At 73.7% G+C, this 19,769-nt stretch carries 19 protein-coding genes; 14 read left to right on the top strand and 5 right to left on the bottom strand.

The features are described 5' to 3' along the window. Window positions 1-33 precede the first annotated feature (33 nt). Window positions 34-1,197, top strand: coding sequence for a betaine/proline/choline family ABC transporter ATP-binding protein (locus O7599_RS17525; protein ID WP_281623090.1), 1,164 nt, complete (start codon window positions 34-36; stop codon window positions 1,195-1,197). A 33-nt stretch (window positions 1,198-1,230) separates the two neighbouring features. Here the strand turns inward: O7599_RS17525 and O7599_RS17520 are convergent, their stop codons facing one another. After that, a complete protein-coding gene (locus tag O7599_RS17520) occupies window positions 1,231-2,373 on the bottom strand; it encodes an SAM-dependent methyltransferase (protein ID WP_281623089.1) in 1,143 nt (380 codons plus the stop codon). Between the two features lie 94 nt (window positions 2,374-2,467). Between O7599_RS17520 and O7599_RS17515 the strand changes: the two genes are divergently transcribed. Then, on the top strand, window positions 2,468-3,694 hold the full coding sequence (locus tag O7599_RS17515; RefSeq protein WP_281623088.1) for a sensor histidine kinase: 1,227 nt from the start codon (window positions 2,468-2,470) through the stop codon (window positions 3,692-3,694). Between the two features lie 93 nt (window positions 3,695-3,787). Continuing rightward, window positions 3,788-4,462 (top strand): response regulator transcription factor, encoded by a 675-nt coding sequence (locus tag O7599_RS17510; RefSeq protein WP_281623087.1) that lies wholly within the window; start codon window positions 3,788-3,790, stop codon window positions 4,460-4,462. Window positions 4,463-4,474: 12 nt separating this feature from the next. Here the strand turns inward: O7599_RS17510 and O7599_RS17505 are convergent, their stop codons facing one another. Both O7599_RS17505 and O7599_RS17500 read right to left on the bottom strand, forming a co-directional pair. After that, complete coding sequence (locus O7599_RS17505; RefSeq protein ID WP_281623086.1) at window positions 4,475-5,563, bottom strand: DUF5937 family protein; 1,089 nt, start codon at window positions 5,561-5,563, stop codon at window positions 4,475-4,477. A gap of 70 nt (window positions 5,564-5,633) precedes the next feature. Next, a complete protein-coding gene (locus O7599_RS17500; protein ID WP_281623085.1) occupies window positions 5,634-6,794 on the bottom strand; it encodes a beta-eliminating lyase-related protein in 1,161 nt (386 codons plus the stop codon). A 229-nt stretch (window positions 6,795-7,023) separates the two neighbouring features. On the opposite strand from O7599_RS17500, the gene O7599_RS17495 reads away from it, so the two are divergent. From O7599_RS17495 to O7599_RS17450, 10 genes are all read left to right on the top strand, one after another. Beyond that, window positions 7,024-7,932: a Rossmann-like and DUF2520 domain-containing protein gene (locus tag O7599_RS17495; RefSeq protein WP_281623084.1), complete on the top strand. Its 909-nt coding sequence runs from the start codon at window positions 7,024-7,026 to the stop codon at window positions 7,930-7,932. A gap of 12 nt (window positions 7,933-7,944) precedes the next feature. Next, window positions 7,945-8,895 (top strand): pantoate--beta-alanine ligase, encoded by a 951-nt coding sequence (gene panC / locus O7599_RS17490; RefSeq protein WP_281623083.1) that lies wholly within the window; start codon window positions 7,945-7,947, stop codon window positions 8,893-8,895. After that, entirely contained in the window at window positions 8,892-10,640 is a 1,749-nt protein-coding gene (locus O7599_RS17485) for an L-aspartate oxidase (protein ID WP_281623082.1), read from the top strand. Before panC ends, O7599_RS17485 begins: the two co-directional genes overlap by 4 nt. 32 nt (window positions 10,641-10,672) lie before the next feature. Continuing rightward, the gene (gene nadC, locus O7599_RS17480; protein WP_281623419.1) at window positions 10,673-11,689 is read left to right on the top strand and encodes a carboxylating nicotinate-nucleotide diphosphorylase; all 1,017 of its coding nucleotides are present in this window, start codon (window positions 10,673-10,675) and stop codon (window positions 11,687-11,689) included. After that, a complete protein-coding gene (locus tag O7599_RS17475; RefSeq protein ID WP_281623081.1) occupies window positions 11,690-12,487 on the top strand; it encodes a type III pantothenate kinase in 798 nt (265 codons plus the stop codon). A 90-nt stretch (window positions 12,488-12,577) separates the two neighbouring features. Further along, complete coding sequence (locus tag O7599_RS17470) at window positions 12,578-13,381, top strand: hypothetical protein (RefSeq protein WP_281623080.1); 804 nt, start codon at window positions 12,578-12,580, stop codon at window positions 13,379-13,381. Window positions 13,382-13,499: 118 nt separating this feature from the next. Next, a complete protein-coding gene (locus O7599_RS17465; protein WP_281623681.1) occupies window positions 13,500-13,679 on the top strand; it encodes a hypothetical protein in 180 nt (59 codons plus the stop codon). A 150-nt stretch (window positions 13,680-13,829) separates the two neighbouring features. After that, a complete protein-coding gene (locus tag O7599_RS17460; RefSeq protein ID WP_281623079.1) occupies window positions 13,830-14,234 on the top strand; it encodes a BlaI/MecI/CopY family transcriptional regulator in 405 nt (134 codons plus the stop codon). Between the two features lie 15 nt (window positions 14,235-14,249). Next, window positions 14,250-14,768, top strand: coding sequence for an amino-acid N-acetyltransferase (locus O7599_RS17455; protein ID WP_281623078.1), 519 nt, complete (start codon window positions 14,250-14,252; stop codon window positions 14,766-14,768). A gap of 120 nt (window positions 14,769-14,888) precedes the next feature. Then, window positions 14,889-15,215 carry an Lsr2 family protein gene (locus O7599_RS17450; RefSeq protein ID WP_018839280.1) on the top strand — a complete coding sequence of 109 codons (327 nt, stop codon included), beginning with the start codon at window positions 14,889-14,891 and terminating at the stop codon, window positions 15,213-15,215. Here the strand turns inward: O7599_RS17450 and O7599_RS17445 are convergent. After that, a complete protein-coding gene (locus O7599_RS17445) occupies window positions 15,154-15,753 on the bottom strand; it encodes a hypothetical protein (RefSeq protein WP_281623418.1) in 600 nt (199 codons plus the stop codon). The two genes, O7599_RS17450 and O7599_RS17445, sit on opposite strands and share 62 nt — an antisense overlap. A gap of 748 nt (window positions 15,754-16,501) precedes the next feature. Between O7599_RS17445 and O7599_RS17440 the strand changes: the two genes are divergently transcribed. Continuing rightward, complete coding sequence (locus O7599_RS17440) at window positions 16,502-19,030, top strand: ATP-dependent Clp protease ATP-binding subunit (RefSeq protein ID WP_281623077.1); 2,529 nt, start codon at window positions 16,502-16,504, stop codon at window positions 19,028-19,030. Between the two features lie 101 nt (window positions 19,031-19,131). On the opposite strand, the gene O7599_RS17435 is transcribed toward O7599_RS17440, so the two are convergent. Beyond that, entirely contained in the window at window positions 19,132-19,692 is a 561-nt protein-coding gene (locus O7599_RS17435) for a TetR/AcrR family transcriptional regulator (protein ID WP_281623076.1), read from the bottom strand. Between the last annotated feature and the right edge of the window lie 77 nt (window positions 19,693-19,769).

Raw genomic sequence — 19,769 nt, 5'->3', positions numbered from 1 at the left:
CGGGGAGGGGAGGGCGGGGCAGAATGAGGAAGCATGATCCGATTCGAGCACGTGACCAAGCGGTACCCCGATGGGACTACGGCGGTGAGCGACTTGTCGTTCGACGTCGCCGCGGGCGAGTTGGTGACGCTCGTCGGCCCGTCCGGCTGCGGGAAGACCACCACCCTGAAGATGGTCAACCGGCTCATCGAGCCCACCGCCGGCCGCATCGAGGTCGACGGGCAGGACGTCATGGCGACCGACCCCGTCGAGCTGCGCCGCCACATCGGCTACTGCATCCAGAACGTCGGCCTCTTCCCGCACAAGAACGTCCTCGACAACACCGCCACCGTGCCCCACCTGCTGGGCACGCCGCGCGACAAGCGGCTGAAGCGGGCGGCCGAGCTGCTGGAGCTGGTCGGCCTCGACCCGCACGAGCACGGCCGCCGCTACCCCGACCAGCTCTCCGGCGGCCAGCGCCAGCGCGTCGGCGTGGCGCGGGCGCTGGCGGCGGACCCGCCGGTGCTGCTGATGGACGAGCCGTTCGGGGCGGTCGACCCGGTGGTGCGGGAGCACCTGCAGAACGAGTTCCTCAAGCTGCAGGCGCGGATGCGCAAGACCGTGCTCTTCGTCACACACGACATCGAGGAGGCGGTACGGCTCGGCGACCGCATCGCGGTCTTCGGGGACGGGCGGATCGAGCAGCTCGACTCGCCGGCGGCGGTCCTGGGCAAGCCCGCCACCCCGTACGTGGCCGACTTCGTCGGCGCCGACCGGGGGCTGAAGCGGCTGTCGGTGACGGAGATCGAGCGCGATGACCTGGAGCAGCCGCCGGTGGTGCGGCTCGACGACGACGCGCGCGTTGCCGCGGCGGCGCTGCGGGACGGGGGCGCGCGGTGGGCGGTCGTGCTGGACGAGGACGGCGAACTGCACGGGTGGGTCGCCGCGGACGAGATCGCCAAGGGCGGCGCCGTGTCGGACTACGCGCGCCGGATGGACGCCTGGCTGCCGCTGGGGGCGAGCCTGAAGAAGGCGTTCGCGACGATGCTGCAGTACGACGCGGGGTGGATCGCGGTGGTGGACCACGAGGAGACGGGCCGGTTCGCCGGCGTCCTGACACCGGCGAGCCTGCACGAGGCGCTGCGGCGGTCGATCGACGCGGACGCGCGCGCGGTGGCGCGGGCGGAGGTGGAGCTGGACTCGCTGCCGCAGGTGTGAGGCGCTGCCGCGGGGGTGTACGGGCCCGCGGTGTCAGGGGAGGACCGGGGCGATGCCCACGTGGCGGGCCAGCCAGGTGAAGCCCCCGAGCCCGGCGGGGTCGAGGAGCTCGGCCGCCTCCCCCGCGGCGGCGAGCCGCCGCAGGTAGCCCGACGGGTCGGTCGAGGCCAGCGCGAGCGGCGGTCGCCTCCCGTCGAGCCCGAGCCCCCGCAGCGCCTCCCGCTGCGACATCAGCGCCGGAGCCCCGCCCCGCTCCCGGGCGCCGGGCGTGCCCGGGGCGCCCTCCGCCGGGCCCGTTCCGGTCTGCCCGCCCAGCGCGGCGGCGACCGCGTCCAGCGCCACGTGCGCCGTCACGTCGCAGCTCCCGTCCGGCACCGGCGCCACCTCGTGCCCGTCGCGGAACGCCGTCAGCGTGCCGTACGGGGGGCGGGCCGCCCGGGTGTGGGCGTAGTCCGCGGTCAGCGCCAGGCCGGCGGTCAGGGTCGCGACCGCCGCCGACCACGCCGCGTCGCGCGGGGCGCCGATCTCCGCGCGGCTGCCCGCCGGCGCGCCCGCCAGCGGCCACCAGCGGCGCAGCCACTCCGCGTCGGCGCCGCCGACCTCCGCGCCCAGCCGCTCGGTGCCGTCCGGCGCGACCTCCACGTACCGCGGCACACCCCCCTCGTCCGTCTCCGCGACCTCCACCGGCACGTTGTCCAGCCACTCGTTGGCGAACAGCAGCCCCCGCACCCCCGGCGGCGGCTCCGCCAGCCACGTGATCCGCTCGTCAAGACCCTCCGGCCGCGGGCCGACCTCCACCGCGTACGCCCGCAACCGCCCCGGACCGTCGTACGCGGCCAGCACCCCCGTCAGCAGCTCCCCGCGCCCCGCCCCGACGTCCACCACGTCCAGCTCCGCCGGCCGCCCGAGCGCGACCGCCACCCGCCGCACCAGCTCCGCCACCGCACTCGCGAACAGCGGCGACGCGTGCACCGAGGTACGGAAGTGCGCCCCCGCCCCGGCGGCGGGCCCGCCCCGGCGGTAGAAGCCCTCCGGCCCGTACAGCGCCCGCCGCATGGCCTCCCGCCAGCGCAGCGGTCCACCCGCTCCCGGGCCCGTTCCCCGGCCCTCGCCGGGGAGGCCCTCCGCACGCGGCCCGGCTGCCGCGCCCCGTCCGCTCGTCCCACCGTTCTCCACAGGCGCATCCTCCACCCTGCGGAGTAGATGCATCGGCCAGGGATCGCCCCGGGGTCTGACTCCCGCTTACGCGCGCGTGCCTACGCTGGGTGACGTGCAACGTGTCTACGACTTCCTCCGCCGGCATCCGACGCTGGTCGACAGCTTCTGGGCTGTCTGCCTCGTCATGATGACCGTTGCCTGGCTGGTCACCGTGGACACGACCGTCGACGACAACCCGCACGTCCCCCTCACGGACATCGAGAAGACGGTCGCCCTGGTCATCGGCCTCGGCTACTCCGCCGTCGTCGCGCTGCGGCGTCGCCAGCCCACGCGGATGCTGCTCGTCGCCGGCGCGCTCGGCGTCGCCCAGGTCGTGCTGGACTCGTCGCCGGGCCCCGCGAACTTCGCCATGCTCGTCGTCATCTTCACCGTCGCCGCCGGCGACGTGCCCTGGGCGTCGCGGCTGGCGCTCGTCGGCGCCGCCGTCGCGCCGGCGGTCAACCTGCTGCGGTGGCCGGCCGCCGAGGAGACGGTCTTCGAGAAGGGCGTCGGCCTCGCCTTCCTGACCGTCCCGTTCCTGCTCGCCTGGGTGCTCGGCGACTCGCTGCGCACCCGCCGCGCCTACTACGCGCAGCTCGAGGAACGGGCCGCCCGCCTGGAGCGGGAGCGGGAGACGCAGTCGCGGATCGCGGTCGCGGCCGAGCGCGCGCGGATAGCCCGCGAGCTGCACGACGTGGTGGCGCACAACGTCTCCGTCATGGTCGTGCAGGCCGACGGCGCCGCGTACGTCCTGGACAGCGCGCCGCAGCAGGCCAAGGACGCGCTCACCACCATCTCCGGCACCGGCCGGCAGGCGCTGGCGGAGATGCGCCGGCTCCTCGGCGTGCTGCGCACCGGCGAGGCGGGCGCGGGCGGCGAGTACGTGCCGCAGCCCGGCGTGGAGCAGTTGGCGGAGCTGGTCGAGCAGGTGCGCGGCGCGGGGCTCACGGTCTCGTTCGAGGTGGCCGGCTCGCCGCGGGAGCTGCCGAGCAGCATCGAGCTCGCGGCGTACCGCATCGTGCAGGAGGCGCTGACCAACACCCGCAAGCACGGCGGTCCCGAGGCGGGCGCCGCGGTGCGGCTGACGTACGCGGACGGCGAGCTGGAGGTGCTGGTCGAGGACGACGGCCGCGGATCGCTGCCCGAGCTGTACGAGGAGGGCGGCGCCGACGGCCAGGGCCACGGGCTCATCGGCATGCGCGAGCGCGTGGGGATGACCGGCGGCGAGCTGGACGCGGGGCCGCGGCCCGGCGGCGGCTTCCGCGTACGTGCCGTGCTGCCACTGAAGACGGCCGCCTGACGGGCGGCCGGGCCGGCGGCTTACCGTCGAACGCGGAAGAAGGCGGGAACCCAGGGCGGCCCACGCGGCCCTGCCGAGAAGGAAGGGACTCACGTGACGATCCGGGTCATGCTCGTGGACGACCAGGCGCTGCTGCGCACCGGCTTCCGAATGGTGCTGGCGGCCCAGTCCGACATGGACGTCGTCGCGGAGGCGGGGGACGGCGACGAGGCGGTGCAGCTTCTCGACGTCACGAAGGTCGACGTCGTGCTCATGGACGTCCGCATGCCGCGCCTCGACGGCGTCGAGGCCACGCGGCGCATCTGCGCGAACAAGCCGGCGGAGGCGCCGCCGAAGGTGCTCATCCTCACCACCTTCGACCTCGACGAGTACGCCTTCTCGGCCCTGCAGGCCGGGGCGTCCGGCTTCATGCTCAAGGACGTGCCGCCCGGGGACCTGCTGACCGCCATCCGGGCCGTGCACAGCGGCGACGCGGTCGTCGCGCCGAGCACGACGCGGCGGCTCATCGACCGGTTCACGGCCGTGATGCCCGCCCCGGCGGGCGAGCGGGCGCACCCGGAGCTGAAGCGGCTGACGGACCGGGAGCGCGAGGTGCTGCTGCTGATCGCGCAGGGGCTGTCGAACGGGGAGATCGCGACTCGGCTGGTGCTGTCGGAGGCGACGGTCAAGACCCACGTGGGGCGGATCCTCACGAAGCTGGAGCTGCGGGACCGGGTGCAGGCGGTGGTCCTGGCCTACGAGACGGGTCTGGTACGGGCCGGGGGCTGACCGCGGCCCGCCTCAGCGCAGCAGGCCCTCCAGCAGCGACCCGCCGAGGCGGGCGACCGCCGGCAGCGACAGCTCGTACTGCACGTACCGCCCGCGGCGCCGCGTGACGACCAGCCCCGCCTTCTTCAGCACCGCCAGGTGGCGGGAGACCTCCGGCGCCGTCAACTGGTGCACGGCGGCCAGCTCGCCGGTCGTGGTCGGCGTCCGCGAGATCGTGCGGCACAGCCGGAGCCGCACCGGGTGCGCCAGCGCCTCCAGCCGCAGTTGCAGCGTCTCCAGCGGCGGCGTCCGGGGCAGATCGGGCGACGGTATGGGGTACTGGATCACCGGTTGCCAGCCCGGCGCGTAGACCACCAGCATGTGCGGCCAGCCGAACGCGGTCGGCAGGAAGGTCACGCTCTCGCTCGCGACCGCGCCTCCGTTGCTCAGCTTGTCCGCGACGATCCGGACCGAGCCGTCCTCGCCCTCGTCGAGACGCAGCGCCCCCGACACGTCCGCCAGCGCCACCGCCAGGCCCTTGCGCCGCAGCAGGTCCGTCTTGTGCCGCGCGTCCGCGGCCAGGGAGTGCCTGACCCGCTCCCACGTCTCGTCGAAGAACGCCCGCGCGCAGTCCTCGAAGAGCCGCCGCAGCCACACCCGCAGCCCGTCGGGGTCGGCGAGCATCCGCTCCACGAACCCCGCCTGGCGCGGGCCGCGGGCGGCGGCGCGCTCGACGGCCATCCTGCGGGTGGCCGGGTCGGCGAGCGGGGAGGGGCTGCCGTGCTGGTACGCCGGGTTGCAGACGATCTCGAACGCGGCGGTGACGAACGCGTCGTCCGGTATCCGGTCGAGGGCGTCCAGCTCCTCGGCGAGGGTCGCTCCCGGCGCGGCGGGCAGCAGGATGTCGGCCCGCCCGGCGCTCCACAGGAACTCCGCCTCACTCAGCCGGTCCGCGAGCCCGGCGTCGAGCGTGGCCGCGGTCGCGTCCGCCCAGCCGGCCGCCCCGGGGTGGTGCCCGGGCGAGGCGAGCGCGTGCAGCGCGGCGCCCAGCTCGGCGAGCGGGGAGGGCGTGAAGCCGATGCGCTCGACCGGCAGGCCGGTGATGTCGAGGGTGACGCTCATGAAGCCATGGTCGGGCACGGGACTGACAGCGCGGGAGCCTCCGGCGCGTAGCCGCGGCGCCGCGGTCGGGTCAGCCCGTCCCCTTCCCCGCCGCCTCCGCCTTCCGCACCCGCTCCACCAGCGCCGCCGCCTCCCGCGCCACGTCCTGCGCCGTCCAGGCCAGCCCCGGCTCCGTCACCGTGACCGCCGTCACCGACAGCCCCGGCGGATCGCCGGGTTCCGTCCACAGCCGGAACAGGCACGTCCCGGTCTCCTCCGTCAGCGCCGTCCCCGCCTCCATCAGCGCCTCCGCCCCGTACGGCAGCCAGACCTGGAACTGGTGCGTGTGCGGCACCCGCGGATGCACCCGGAAGTACGGCACCCCCGCCCCCGCCAGCCCCTCCCGCAGCGCCTCCGCGACGACCCGCGCGTGCGCCACGTACGACGGCAGCCGCGGCAGCTCCCGCTGCAGCCCCTCCAGCGCGGCCAGCGCCGCCGGCCACTGCTGGAACACCTGGCCGCCGTACCGGTGCCGCCACGCCCGCGCCTCGGCCACGAACCCCGCGGGCCCGGCCAGCGCCGCGCCGGACAGCCCGCCCAGCGACTTGTAGAACGAGACGTACACGCTGTCCGCGAGCTCCGCGATCTCCGCCAGCCCGCGCCCGAAGTGCGTCGTGCACTCCCACAGCCGGGCGCCGTCGAAGTGGACCACCGCGTCCCGCTCCCGCGCCGCCGCGACGACCTCCTGGAGCGCCTCCCACTCCGGCAGCACGTACCCCGGCTCCAGCATCGGCAGCTCCAGCATCAGCGTGCCGAAGGGCTCGCCCAGCGCGCGTACCTCCGCCGCCGTCGCGATCCGCGGCGCGTGCGTGGGGTGGACGGTGCGCAGCCCGCTGACGACCGCGTACGCGGCCCGCTCGTGCACCTCCAGGTGGGCGCGCGGGTGCGAGGCGACGACGCTGCTGCCGGTGCGCTCCGCCCAGCAGCGCAGCGCGACCTGCTGGGCCATCGTGCCGGTGGGGAAAAACGCCGCCTCCTCGCAGCCGAGCAGGTCCGCCGTGCGCTCCTCCAGCTCGGCGACGATCCCGCCGCCGTAGATGTCGACCTGCTGGTGGAGGTCGATGCCGCCGGGGCTTGTGGTGGCGAGGCGGGCCAGGCGTGCGGAGATGGTGGGGAAGGGCGCCGAGAGGGTGTGCTCGGCCGCCGCCCACGTCGCGCGCCTACGGGTCATGAGGTCGTCCGCGTCGGTCATGAGGCCAGATCATGCCCGCTGCCGCACCTCCGCCACACCGGGTTTACGCCCCCGCGGCAGCCGGACGCCGCACCGGAGGCAGGGCGGCACGCGCGCGCGTACGCGCGTCCGCCGCACCTCCGCCCGTGCCGGTGCACCGTGGTCAGGCACACAACGGCGGTGGCCCCCCGCCGCAAGTACCATGAACCCGTACGTCCGGTACCCGAAGCGGACTGGAACGGAAGGCGACGTGAACCCCAGCCCCACCCCCGAGCCGCAGGAGAAGCCCGCCCGGCTCGCCGTCGGCGTGGTCGGCGCCGGCCGGGTCGGCCCGCCGCTCGCGGCCGCGCTCGCGCTCGCGGGACACCGTCCCGTCGCCGTGCACGCCGTCTCCGACGGCGCCCGCCGGCGGGCCGACGAACTGCTCCCCGACGTGCCCGTCACCGAGCCCGCCGAGGTGCTGGCCCGCGCCGACCTCGTGCTGCTCACCGTCCCCGACGACGTGCTGCCCGGCCTCGCCGAGGGCCTGGCGGGCACCGGCGCCGTCCGTCCCGGGCAACTGCTCGTGCACACCTCCGGCCGGTACGGGGCCGCGGTGCTGGAGCCCGCCACCCGCGCCGGCGGGCTGCCGCTCGCGCTGCACCCCGCGATGACGTTCACCGGCACCGCCGTCGACGTCCAGCGCCTCGCCGGCTGCTCCTTCGGCGTCACCGCGCCGGGCGAGCTGCGTACGGCGGCGGAGGCGCTGGTCGTGGAGATGGGCGGCGAGCCGGAGTGGGTGGAGGAGGCGGCCCGGCCGCTGTACCACGCGGCGCTCGCCATCGGCGCCAACCACCTCGTCACCCTGGTCGCGCAGTCGACGGAGCTGCTGGCCAAGGCCGGTGTCGCCGCCCCCGACCGGATGCTGGGCCCGCTGCTGGGCGCCGCCCTCGACAACGCGCTGCGCAGCGGCGACGCCGCGCTCACCGGCCCGGTCGCGCGCGGCGACGCGGGCACCGTGGCGGCCCACATCGCGGAGCTGCGTGTCCACGCACCGCAGGCCGTGCCGGCGTACGTCGCGATGGCCCGCGCGACGGCCGACCGCGCGCTCGCGGGCGGGCTGCTCAAGCCGGAGCTGGCCGAGGACCTGCTCGGGGTCCTCGCCGACGGAGGACGCTGAGGGACGGCGACGATGACCGCTCTACTCGTACACCACGCCGCGGATCTGCCGGAGCCGCCGGGGGCGCATGAGCCCCAGGACGCGCCGGATGCGCCGGATGCGGCGCCCGAACGCCCGGCGCGCGCCGTGGTGATGACCATGGGCGCGCTGCACGAGGGCCACGCCGCCCTGATCCGCGCCGCCCGCGCCGACGTCGGCCCGTACGGGCAGGTCGTGGTCACCGTCTTCGTCAACCCGCTGCAGTTCGGCCCCGGCGAGGACCTGGACCGCTACCCGCGCACCCTCGACGCCGACGTCCTGCTCGCGGGCAAGGAGGGCGCGGACGTCGTCTTCGCGCCGCCGGCCGACGAGGTCTACCCGGGCGGCGAGCCACAGGTGCGCGTCAGCGCCGGGCCCATGGGGGAGCGGCTGGAGGGCGCCTTCCGGCCCGGGCACTTCGACGGCGTGCTGACCGTCGTCGCCAAACTGCTGCATCTCACGCGGCCGGACGTGGCGCTGTACGGGCAGAAGGACGCCCAGCAACTCGCCCTGATCACGCGGATGGTGCGGGATCTGAACTTCCCGGTACGGATCCTCGGCGTGCCGACCGTACGCGAGGCGGACGGGCTGGCGCTTTCCAGCCGCAACGTGTACCTCTCCGCGCCGGAGCGCCGCACCGCGCTCGCGCTGTCCCGCGCGCTGTTCGCGGCGCGCGGCGCGGCGGGCGGCCCGCGGGAAGCGCTGGCGGCGGCACAGTCTGTGCTGCACGACGCGGGCGCCCTGACGCCCCCGCTGGAGCTGGACTACGCCGCGCTGGTGGACCCCGCGGACTTCACCCCGGTCCCGGACGGCACGGCAGAGCAGGCGGGCGGCGCGACACCCGGGAACGGCACGGCCCGCGAGGCCGTCCTCGCCGTCGCCGCGAAGGTCGGCGCCACCCGCCTCATCGACAACATCCGCCTCACCTTCGGAGGTGCCCGGTGACCGCGATACGGCTCGACGCACCGCTCCCCGGCTGGGTACTCGACACCGACGTCGTCGTGGTCGGCTCCGGCGTCGCCGGCCTCACCGTGGCGCTGCGCTGCGCCGAGGCGGGCCGCCGGGTCACCGTGGTCACCAAGGCCAGCCTCGACGACGGCTCCACCCGCTGGGCCCAGGGCGGGATCGCCGCCGCCCTCGGCGACGGCGACACCCCGGAACAGCACCTCGCGGACACCCTCGTCGCCGGCGCCGGGCTGTGCGACGAGGACGCGGTGCGCACCCTCGTCACCGAGGGCCCCGCCGCCCTACGCCGCCTCATCGCCACCGGCGCCGCCTTCGACACCGACCCCGCCACCGGCGCCATCGAGCTGACCCGCGAGGGCGGCCACCGCCGCCGCCGCATCGCCCACGCGGGCGGCGACGCGACCGGTGCGGAGGTCTCCCGCGCGCTGGTCGGGGCGGTGCGCGAGGCGGGTATCGAGACCGTCGAGCACGCACTCGTACTCGACCTGATCAAGGATGCGGAAGGGCGTGCGGCCGGCGTCACGTTGCACGTCATGGGGGAGGGCGCGCGCGACGGCGTGGGTGCCGTGCACGCCCCCGCCGTGGTGCTTGCCACCGGCGGCATGGGTCAGGTCTTCTCCGCGACCACCAACCCGGCGGTCTCCACCGGCGACGGCGTCGCGCTGGCGCTGCGCGCCGGCGCGGAGGCGTCGGACCTGGAGTTCGTGCAGTTCCACCCGACGGTGATGTTCCTGGGCCCGGACGCCCAGGGCCAGCAGCCGCTGGTCTCCGAGGCGGTACGGGGCGAGGGCGCCCACCTCGTCGACGCGGACGGCGTGCGGTTCATGGTGGGGCAGCACGAGCTGGCGGAGCTGGCGCCGCGCGACATCGTGGCGAAGGGCATCATGCGGCGCATGCGCGAGCACGGCGCCGACCACATGTACCTCGACGGGCGGCACTTCGGCGCGGAGATGTGGAAGCAGCGCTTCCCCACGATCTTCGCGGCCTGCCGCGCGCACGGCTTCGACCCGGTCCACGACCTCGTCCCGATCGCCCCCGCGGCCCACTACGCCTCCGGCGGCGTCGTCACGGACCTGCGCGGGCGGACGAGCGTCCCGGGCCTGTACGCCTGCGGTGAGGTGGCCTGTACGGGCGTGCACGGCGCCAACCGGCTGGCGTCCAACTCCCTGCTGGAGGGCCTGGTCTTCGCCGAGCGCATCGCGGCGGACGTCGCGGCCGGACCCGTACCGGAGGAACGGACGGCACCGACGGCACCGACGGCACCGGAGGCGAAGAGTCCGCCGTGGGAGATCCCCCTCCTCCCGGCGCGGGCCCGCGCTGACATCCAGCGCGTCATGACCCTCGGCGCCGCCGTGCTGCGCTCCGCCGCCAGCCTGGACGGGGCAGCGGCGGAACTGCGCGCGGTACGGGACGCCGCGCGGCCCGCCCCCGCGGCGCCGTGCGTGGAGACCTGGGAGGCCACCAACCTCCTGCTCGTCGCCCAGGTCCTCGTCGAGTGCGCCCGGCGCCGCACCGAGACCCGCGGCTCGCACTGGCGCGAGGACCACGCCGACCGCGACGACGCCCGCTGGGCCCGGCACTTCCTCGTCACCCTCACCCCCGATCCCGTACGCACCGAAGCCCCCGAGGCCGACGAGGCCCCCGCGGCCCGCACAGACCTCGCAGACCCCGCACTCGCCGTCCGGACCACGGCCGGCACCGCCTTCCACCGGGAGACCCCGTGAGCAGCACCCCAGAGCCCCAGCGACCCCAGCCCGTGGAGCTGACGCTCCTGCCCCTCGGCGGCCCGGACACCGGCTCCGGCGGCTGCGGCGACGCCTGCGGCTGCGGGGCGGACGGCGGTGACGCCGGCGCGGCGTACGGCCACGACCCCCTGGAGTGCGGCCTCGACCCCGGCCTCGCCCAGCTCCTCGTCGACGCCGGCCTCGACCCCGTCTACGTCGAGGACGTCGCCCACCTCGCCGTCGAGGAGGACCTCGACCACGGCGTGGACGTGACGACCGTGGCCACCGTCCCCGAGGACGCCGTCGCCACGGGCGACTTCACCGCCCGCGAGGCCGGCGTCGTCGCCGGCCTGCGCGTCACCGAGGCGGTCCTGTCCGTCGTCTGCACCGACGACATGGAGGTCGAGCGGCACGCCGAGGACGGCGACCTGGTCGCGGCCGGACAGCCGCTGCTGACCGTCCGTACCCGCACCCGCGACCTCCTCACCGCCGAGCGCAGCGCGCTCAACCTCCTTTGCCGCCTGTCCGGAATCGCCACCTCCACCCGCGCCTGGGCCGACGCCCTGGAGGGCACCGCCGCCAGGGTGCGCGACACCCGCAAGACGACGCCCGGCCTGCGCGCGCTGGAGAAGTACGCGGTGCGCTGCGGCGGCGGCGTCAACCACCGCATGTCGCTGTCGGACGCGGCGCTGGTCAAGGACAACCACGTGGTCGCGGCGGGCGGCCTGGCCGAGGCGTTCCGGCTCGTCCGGGCCGAGTTCCCGGACCTGGACGTGGAGGTGGAGGCGGACACCCTGCACCAGGTGCGCGAGGCGGTCGACGCGGGCGCCGACCTCATCCTGCTGGACAACTTCACGCCCGTGGAGACCGAGGAGGCCGTCGCGCTGGTCGCTGGCCGCGCCCGGCTGGAGTCCTCCGGACGGCTGACGCTCGACAACGCGCGCGCGTACGCGGAGACGGGCGTCGACTACCTGGCCGTGGGCGCGCTGACGCACTCCACCCCCATCCTCGACATCGGCCTCGACCTGCGCGAGGAGGGCGAGGGCTAGATGCTCCTCACCATCGACGTCGGGAACACCCACACCGTCCTCGGCCTCTTCGACGGCGAGGAGATCGTCGAACACTGGCGCATCTCCACCGACGCGCGCCGCACCGCCGACGAACTGGCCGTGCTGCTGCAGGGCCTGATGGGCATGCACCCGCTGCTCGGCGAGGAGCTGGGCGACGGCATCCACGGCATCGCCGTCTGCTCCACCGTCCCGTCCGTCCTGCACGAACTGCGCGAGGTCACCCGCCGCTACTACGGCGACGTCCCCTCCGTCCTCGTCGAGCCCGGCGTGAAGACCGGCGTCCCCGTGCTGATGGACAACCCCAAGGAGGTCGGCGCCGACCGGATCATCAACGCCCTCGCGGCGGCCGAGCTGTACGGCGGCCCGGCCATCGTCGTCGACTTCGGCACGGCGACGACGTTCGACGCGGTCAGCGAGCGCGGCGAGTACGTCGGCGGGGTCATCGCGCCCGGCATCGAGATCTCCACCGAGGCGCTGGGGGTGCGCGGCGCGCAGTTGCGCAAGATCGAACTGGCCCGGCCGCGTTCGGTGATCGGCAAGAACACGGTCGAGGCGATGCAGTCCGGCATCCTGTACGGGTTCGCGGGCCAGGTCGACGGCGTGGTCAACCGCATGGCCGCGGAGCTGGCGGACGACCCGGACGAGGTCACCGTCATCGCGACGGGCGGGCTGGCGCCGATGATGCTGGCCGACTCCTCGGTGATCGACGAGCACGAGCCGTGGCTGACGCTGGTCGGCCTCCGCCTCGTCTACGAGCGGAACGTCTCGACCACCTGACGCGCCCGCGGCGGCGCCGCGACCGGCGACGCCCGGCCCCTTCCGCGCGCCTTCGCGGCATGAGTCCCTTTCAGGGCCTAAAGTCGGATTATGCCTACGCCATACGGTTCCCGAGGCGGTGTGGCGCTCAGCGCCGACGAGCTCCGCGTCGTGCGTGACGCGCTGGCCATCGCCATCGAGTCGAGTTGGGGCCTGCCCAGGCCCGCCAGGGGTGACGGGACGGAGTCGGCCGCCGCGCCGGCGGTCCCGCGCGGTGCCGTCGTACGGGACTGCACGGAGCTGGCCGCGGCGTTGGACGAGGCGGCGGCCGAGGCGGACCGGATGCGCCTGTTCCGCAGCACCGACCTCGCCCGCTACCGCGCCGCGCTGCCCGGCAGCGCCTCCGGGTACGCGGAGGTGCTGCACGACGCCCTGGCCGCCGGCTACGTCCCGCGGCAGGCGGACGTCGCCGCCCTGCGCGCCCTGTGCGCCGAGCCGGCGGACTCGCGCCTGGCCGAGCGCCGGCGCCGGCTGCTGCGGCGCTGCGAGGCGCTGACGGCGGCCCAGGTGCCGCCCCGCCGCCGCCCGGCGCCGCCGCCCGGCGCAGGGTCGGCGCCGTCTCCGCCCCCCGTGCCGTCGGGCCTCCTTCCGCGCCCCGCGCTGCGCGCACTGCCCGGCGGCAGAGGGCACGGCGAGGCGCTGGGGTCCGAGGAGCCGGAGCCGTCACCCGGGCGGCGCCCGCGCAAGCCCGGCGAGCGGCCGCAGCAGCGCCCGCCCCGCGACAACCCCCCGGACCGGCAGCCCGCGTCCCCGAACCGGCCGGTGCCCACCCCCGCCGAGGTCTTCCCGCCCCGCCGCCGCCCGGCCCCGCCCCGGGAGCACCTGTTGCGCCCCCACGCGGCACGTACGGCCTGAGCCCCCGAACGCCCCGGCGGCACCGCCGCACCCCTCCGCCCCCGCGCCGACGGGGGCGGGCTACGCTGGAGCCCGCGGCACCTCCGCGGCGCCCGCGCCCAGTAGCCCGCAACGATGGATGGCTCTCATGGATTACCTCTCCGCGCTGCTGCCGTCGACCGTCATGGCCGTCGCCTTCACCGTGATGATCGTGACGATCGTCAAGAACCAGGGCGGCCCCAACAAGGCAAAGGAAGACGCCGCCGTCGACGCCGCATTCGCGCAGGCGGAGGCGTCGGAGCAGAAGTCCGCCGGGTAACGCCGGGCACCACTGGGCAACACCGCGCAACACCGGGTAACTCAGCACCCGGCAGAGCGGGCTCCCGCGCGGCGCGAATCGCCACGCCCGTCGCACCCTTCACCGTCCCAATCGTCCCGTTGTTCACGCTCCTACGGGTATTGTGCTGGCGTGGTACGGCCATTGGGAGAGCTCGAAGACACGGTCATGACCCGGGTGTGGGAGTGGAACCGCCCGGTCACGGTCCGGGAAGTGCTGGAAGACCTCCAGCAGGAACGCTCTCTGGCGTACACCACCGTCATGACCGTAATGGACAACCTCCGCCAGAAGGGCTGGCTGCGGCGGGCTCCGGAGGGCCGCGCCTATCGATATGAAGCGGTGTCCACCCGCGCGGCGTACTCCGCCGCACTCATGAACGAGGCGTGGTCCGCCAGCGACAATCCGGCGGCCGCCCTTGTCGCGTTCTTCGGCATGATGTCTCCGGCCCAGCTCGAGGCCCTGCGCGACGCGCTACGCGTCGTGTCGCTGGACTCACCCGGTGACACCGAAGCCGGTGACGGCGAAGCAAGCGCGTGACGATAGCGTCATGCCATGCCCAGCGATTCTCACGGGGTCACCATCCGGCGTGCCCGCACCTCGGATGTCCGGGCCATCCGGCGGCTGCTCGACCCCTACGTGCACCGTGACATCCTTCTCGACAAAGCCACCGTGACGCTTTACGAGGACATCCAGGAGTTCTGGGTCGCCGAGCAGGACGCGGACGCCGCCGTGGTCGGCTGCGGGGCGCTGCACGTGATGTGGGAGGACCTCGCGGAGGTGCGTACGCTGGCCGTGGATCCGGCCAGCAAGGGCACCGGCATCGGCCACCAACTCCTGGAGAAGTTGCTCCACACCGCCCGCTGGCTCGGTGTCGTCCGCATTTTCTGCCTCACCTTCGAAGTCGACTTCTTCGCCAAGCACGGCTTCGTCGAGATCGGCGAGACTCCGGTGGACCAGGACGTCTACAGCGAGCTGCTCCGCTCGTATGACGAGGGCGTTGCCGAGTTCCTGGACCTGGAGCGGGTGAAGCCCAACACCCTCGGCAACAGCAGGATGCTGCTGCATCTGTGATGTCGCTATGTCCGAATCGCGAAGATATAGTCGAGCGAGTTCTCCGGCAGGGTTTGAGTTTTCCGCTGAAAAGCGGTTTGCTTTCGCCAGCACACATTGTTCCGATGAAAGGGAAGCCCGGTGGCTCAGAAGGTTCAGGTCCTTCTCGTCGATGATCTCGATGGCGGTGAGGCAGACGAGACCGTGACGTTCGCTCTCGACGGCAAGTCCTACGAGATCGACCTCACGACTGCCAACGCGGAAAAGTTGCGCACCGCTCTGGAGCAGTACGTGAAGAGCGGTCGCAGGACCGGTGGCCGCGCCACGAAGCGTTCTCGCGGCGGGGCGTCCGGCAGCCAGGACACGGCGAAGATCCGCGCGTGGGCGAAGGAGCAGGGTTACGAGGTCAGCGAGCGTGGCCGTGTTCCGGCGAACATCCGCGAGGCATACGAAAAGGCGAACGGCTGACGTTCAGGGCGAGGCGGTGGCAGGCCGTCGCCGCCGCGCTCACCAGCCGTACCAGATCCGGCCGGTCCGCAACCCGGTTCCGCGCCGGAACGGCATCGCCGTTCGCGTCACTCAGGTCCCCGTCGATTTCGACGGCATCCCGGACGACGGCATCCCGGTCGGCATCCCCGCCGCCGTCCGTCCCCTCTCCTACGACATCCCCGTCCACGACTCCGCCCCAGCGGCCGGCGCCCGTCCCCACGGGCAGCCGCACCGCGGGGAGCCGCGCCAGCGCCGCCCTGACCGGGGGGCGCAGCCACAGCGTCGGCGGCCAGCTCCGTACCGCCGCCGGCGCCGCGCTCAGGTCCAGCGGGATGCCGCCCCACTCCAGCCAGTCCAGCAGCCCCGGCAGGTCGGCCGCGCCGCCCTCGGCGATCAGGAAGCGCATCCGGCCGCCGGTCAGCCCCACCGGCCCCGTGGCCGGCCGCCCGCGCAGCACCGCCCAGCCCGCCTCCGCGGGCATGTCCAGCACGTCGCAGCGCAGCGCCGCGGGCGGCAGCGCGCCGGCTGAGGCGGTCCCCGCCGCAGACCCCGGCACAGACCCTGCTACAGACACCGGCGCGGGCCCCGCCGCAGGCTCCGCCACAGACCCGGCCCCAGACCCCGTGGCGGGCCCCACCGCGGGCCCCGCCACGGACCCGGCCGCGGACTCCGGCCCGGGTCCCGCGGCGGGCTTTCCGCCCGCCTCCGCACCCGACCCATTCCGGCCGCCCGCGCCGCTCCCGCCCGCCGGGCCGGGCCTGCCCTGCGAGCCGGTCTGGCGCGGGATCACGGAGCCGGTCACGCCCTGAGCAACGGGGCCGCGCCCGCCTTGGTTACGACATGTGTCATCCCGGTCGCATAGCGCGCTTCTCCTTCCCCGCGGCGGTGCCCGCGGCCGTTCCGCCGTGTTCGCCGTCAGCGCAGTGAAGAGGCCGGAAAATCTGATGGCACCGCCCATGACGCGGGTAAGACTTGGACTAGTGGCGCTGGTGAGAGCGGTGACTTCGGCAGGCCTCGGCGGGCGGCGTTCGCCATGGGCGTAGCGGCATTGAGCGTATTCGCCTGGCCTGCGGGAACATCGTCTCGCACCATCGGGTTGGAGCAGGTGCCGGCTGTTCGGTGCAGGAGACTGCAGGAGACTGAGGGAGTCAGCGTCCGGGTGTCGGCAGTTGGAATGAGCGGTCCCCGCTTGCGGGACTAAGCTGCGGAAGGACAGGGAGGGGAACGTCCCCGATCTGCCTGACCGCTCTGAGGAGCGATTAACGATGTTCGAGAGGTTCACCGACCGCGCGCGGCGGGTTGTCGTCCTGGCTCAGGAAGAAGCCCGGATGCTCAACCACAACTACATCGGCACCGAGCACATCCTCCTGGGCCTGATCCACGAGGGTGAGGGTGTCGCCGCAAAGGCACTGGAGAGCCTCGGGATCTCGCTCGAGGCGGTCCGCCAGCAGGTGGAGGAGATCATCGGCCAGGGGCAGCAGGCCCCCTCCGGCCACATCCCCTTCACCCCCCGGGCGAAGAAGGTCCTGGAGCTGTCGCTCCGCGAGGCCCTTCAGCTCGGGCACAACTACATCGGCACGGAGCACATCCTGCTCGGCCTCATCCGCGAGGGCGAGGGCGTCGCCGCCCAGGTCCTCGTGAAGCTGGGCGCCGATCTGAACCGGGTGCGGCAGCAGGTCATCCAGTTGCTCTCCGGATACCAGGGCGGCAAGGAGACCGCGACCGCCGGCGGCCCCGCGGAGGGCACGCCGTCGACGTCCCTGGTGCTCGACCAGTTCGGCCGGAACCTCACGCAGGCGGCCCGCGAGTCCAAGCTCGACCCGGTCATCGGGCGCGAGAAGGAGATCGAGCGGGTCATGCAGGTGCTGTCCCGCCGGACGAAGAACAACCCGGTGCTCATCGGCGAGCCCGGCGTCGGCAAGACGGCCGTCGTCGAGGGCCTGGCGCAGGCCATCGTCAAGGGCGAGGTGCCCGAGACGCTGAAGGACAAGCACCTCTACACCCTGGACCTCGGCGCGCTGGTCGCGGGCTCCCGCTACCGCGGTGACTTCGAGGAGCGCCTGAAGAAGGTGCTCAAGGAGATCCGCACCCGCGGCGACATCATCCTGTTCATCGACGAGCTGCACACCCTGGTGGGCGCGGGGGCCGCCGAGGGCGCGATCGACGCGGCGAGCATCCTCAAGCCGATGCTGGCCCGCGGCGAGCTGCAGACCATCGGCGCCACCACGCTCGACGAGTACCGCAAGCACCTGGAGAAGGACGCGGCCCTGGAGCGCCGCTTCCAGCCGATCCAGGTCGCGGAGCCGTCGCTGCAGCACACCATCGAGATCCTCAAGGGTCTGCGCGACCGGTACGAGGCGCACCACCGGGTGTCCATCACGGACGCCGCGCTGGTCGCCGCGGCCCAGCTCGCCGACCGGTACATCTCCGACCGCTTCCTGCCGGACAAGGCGATCGACCTGATCGACGAGGCGGGCTCGCGGATGCGCATCCGCCGGATGACCGCGCCGCCGGACCTGCGGGAGTTCGACGAGAAGATCGCCGACGTGCGGCGCGAGAAGGAGTCCGCGATCGACTCGCAGGACTTCGAGCTGGCCGCCGGGCTGCGCGACAAGGAGAAGCAGCTCCTGGCGCAGAAGGCGCAGCGGGAGAAGGAGTGGAAGGCCGGCGACATGGACGTCGTCGCCGAGGTGGACGAGGAGCTCATCGCCGAGGTCCTGGCCACCGCCACCGGCATCCCGGTCTTCAAGCTGACCGAGGAGGAGTCCTCGCGGCTGCTGCGCATGGAGGACGAGCTGCACAAGCGCGTCATCGGGCAGGAGGACGCCATCAAGGCGCTCTCCCAGGCCATCCGCCGTACGCGGGCGGGCCTGAAGGACCCGAAGCGCCCCGGTGGTTCGTTCATCTTCGCCGGCCCGTCCGGCGTCGGTAAGACGGAGCTGTCGAAGACGCTGGCGGAGTTCCTCTTCGGCGACGAGGACGCGCTCATCCAGCTCGACATGTCGGAGTTCAGCGAGAAGCACACCGTCTCGCGGCTGTTCGGCTCCCCGCCCGGCTACGTCGGGTACGAGGAGGGCGGTCAGCTCACGGAGAAGGTGCGCCGGAAGCCGTTCTCGGTCGTCCTCTTCGACGAGGTCGAGAAGGCCCACCCGGACATCTTCAACTCGCTGCTGCAGATCCTGGAGGACGGTCGCCTGACCGACTCCCAGGGCCGGGTCGTGGACTTCAAGAACACGATCATCATCATGACGACCAACCTCGGCACCAAGGACATCTCCAAGGGCTTCGGCCTGGGGTTCGCCGCCGGGGGCGACGTCAAGAGCGGCTACGAGCGGATGAAGTCCAAGGTCAGCGAGGAGCTCAAGCAGCACTTCCGGCCGGAGTTCCTCAACCGTGTGGACGACGTCGTGGTCTTCCACCAGCTCACCCGGGACGACATCATCGAGATCGTCGACCTGCGGCTGGCCGAGCTGGACAACCGGCTCAAGGACCGCGACATGGCCATCGAGCTCTCCACCGAGGCCAAGGACCTGCTGTCCAAGCGGGGCTTCGACCCGGTGCTGGGCGCCCGGCCGCTGCGCCGCGCGATCCAGCGGGAGATCGAGGACGTGCTCTCGGAGAAGATCCTCTTCGGCGAGCTGCGCCCGGGCCACATCGTGGTGGTCGACACGGAGGGCGAGGGTGACGACGCGACGTTCACCTTCCGCGGCGAGGAGAAGTCGGCGCTGCCCGACGCCCCGCCGGTCGACGCCGCCGCCGGCGGCGCGGGCCCGAACCTGACCAAGGAGGCGTGAGCCCGTAGCGGCTCGGCTTCCGCCGCACGACACGAAGAGCCGCCCCGGACCAGCCGGTCCGGGGCGGCTCTTCGTGTACGTGCCGGGGCGGGCGGCGCGGGTCAGCCCCGGTACGCCGCCGTCACCAGCTCCTGCGCGACCTCCAGGCAGGCGAGCCGCTTCTCCTCCGGGTCGCCCTTGGCGTCGTTCAGGGCGAACATCCCGGCGTGCATGGTGAAGATCGCGGAGACGCTGCGGGCCTGGTCCCTCAGGTCGGCGTCCTTGTCGCGGAGCATCCCGATGATGTCGCCCATCCGGGCCTTGAAGGACTCGCCGAGGCTCAGGTCGCGGATGCTCGCCTGGTTCTCCTGCATGAACCGGAAGAGCGTGCTGCCGCCGGCGAGCAGCGCGCTGTACCGCGCCAGCAGCTCCAGCCGGGTCTCCAGCGTGGGCGGCTGGCTCCGGCCCCAGGCGATCAGCTCGTCGACCCGCCCGAAGTGGTCCTCGACCAGGCTGACCAGGATGTCTTCCTTGGTCTTGAAGTGGTAGTACAGCGCGGCCTTGGTGACGTCGAGCTGTTCGGCGATCTCACGCAGGGAAGTCTTGTCGTAGCCCTTGTCGGCGAAGAGTTCCAGCGCCACGTCCTGAATGCGCTGGCGGGTGTCTCCCCTGGTCGTTCCCATGATCCCTGCTTCCGTCAGCAACTTACTTGACGCCCGGCAAGTAGCGGCGTACGTTCACATGGTACCCACTAGCCGGG

Origin of the sequence: Streptomyces sp. WMMC500, from assembly GCF_027497195.1 — a bacterium.
GTDB lineage: Bacteria > Actinomycetota > Actinomycetes > Streptomycetales > Streptomycetaceae > Streptomyces.
Note: the sequence above shows the minus strand (reverse complement) of the source record. Positions and strands in the feature narration are given on the sequence as shown.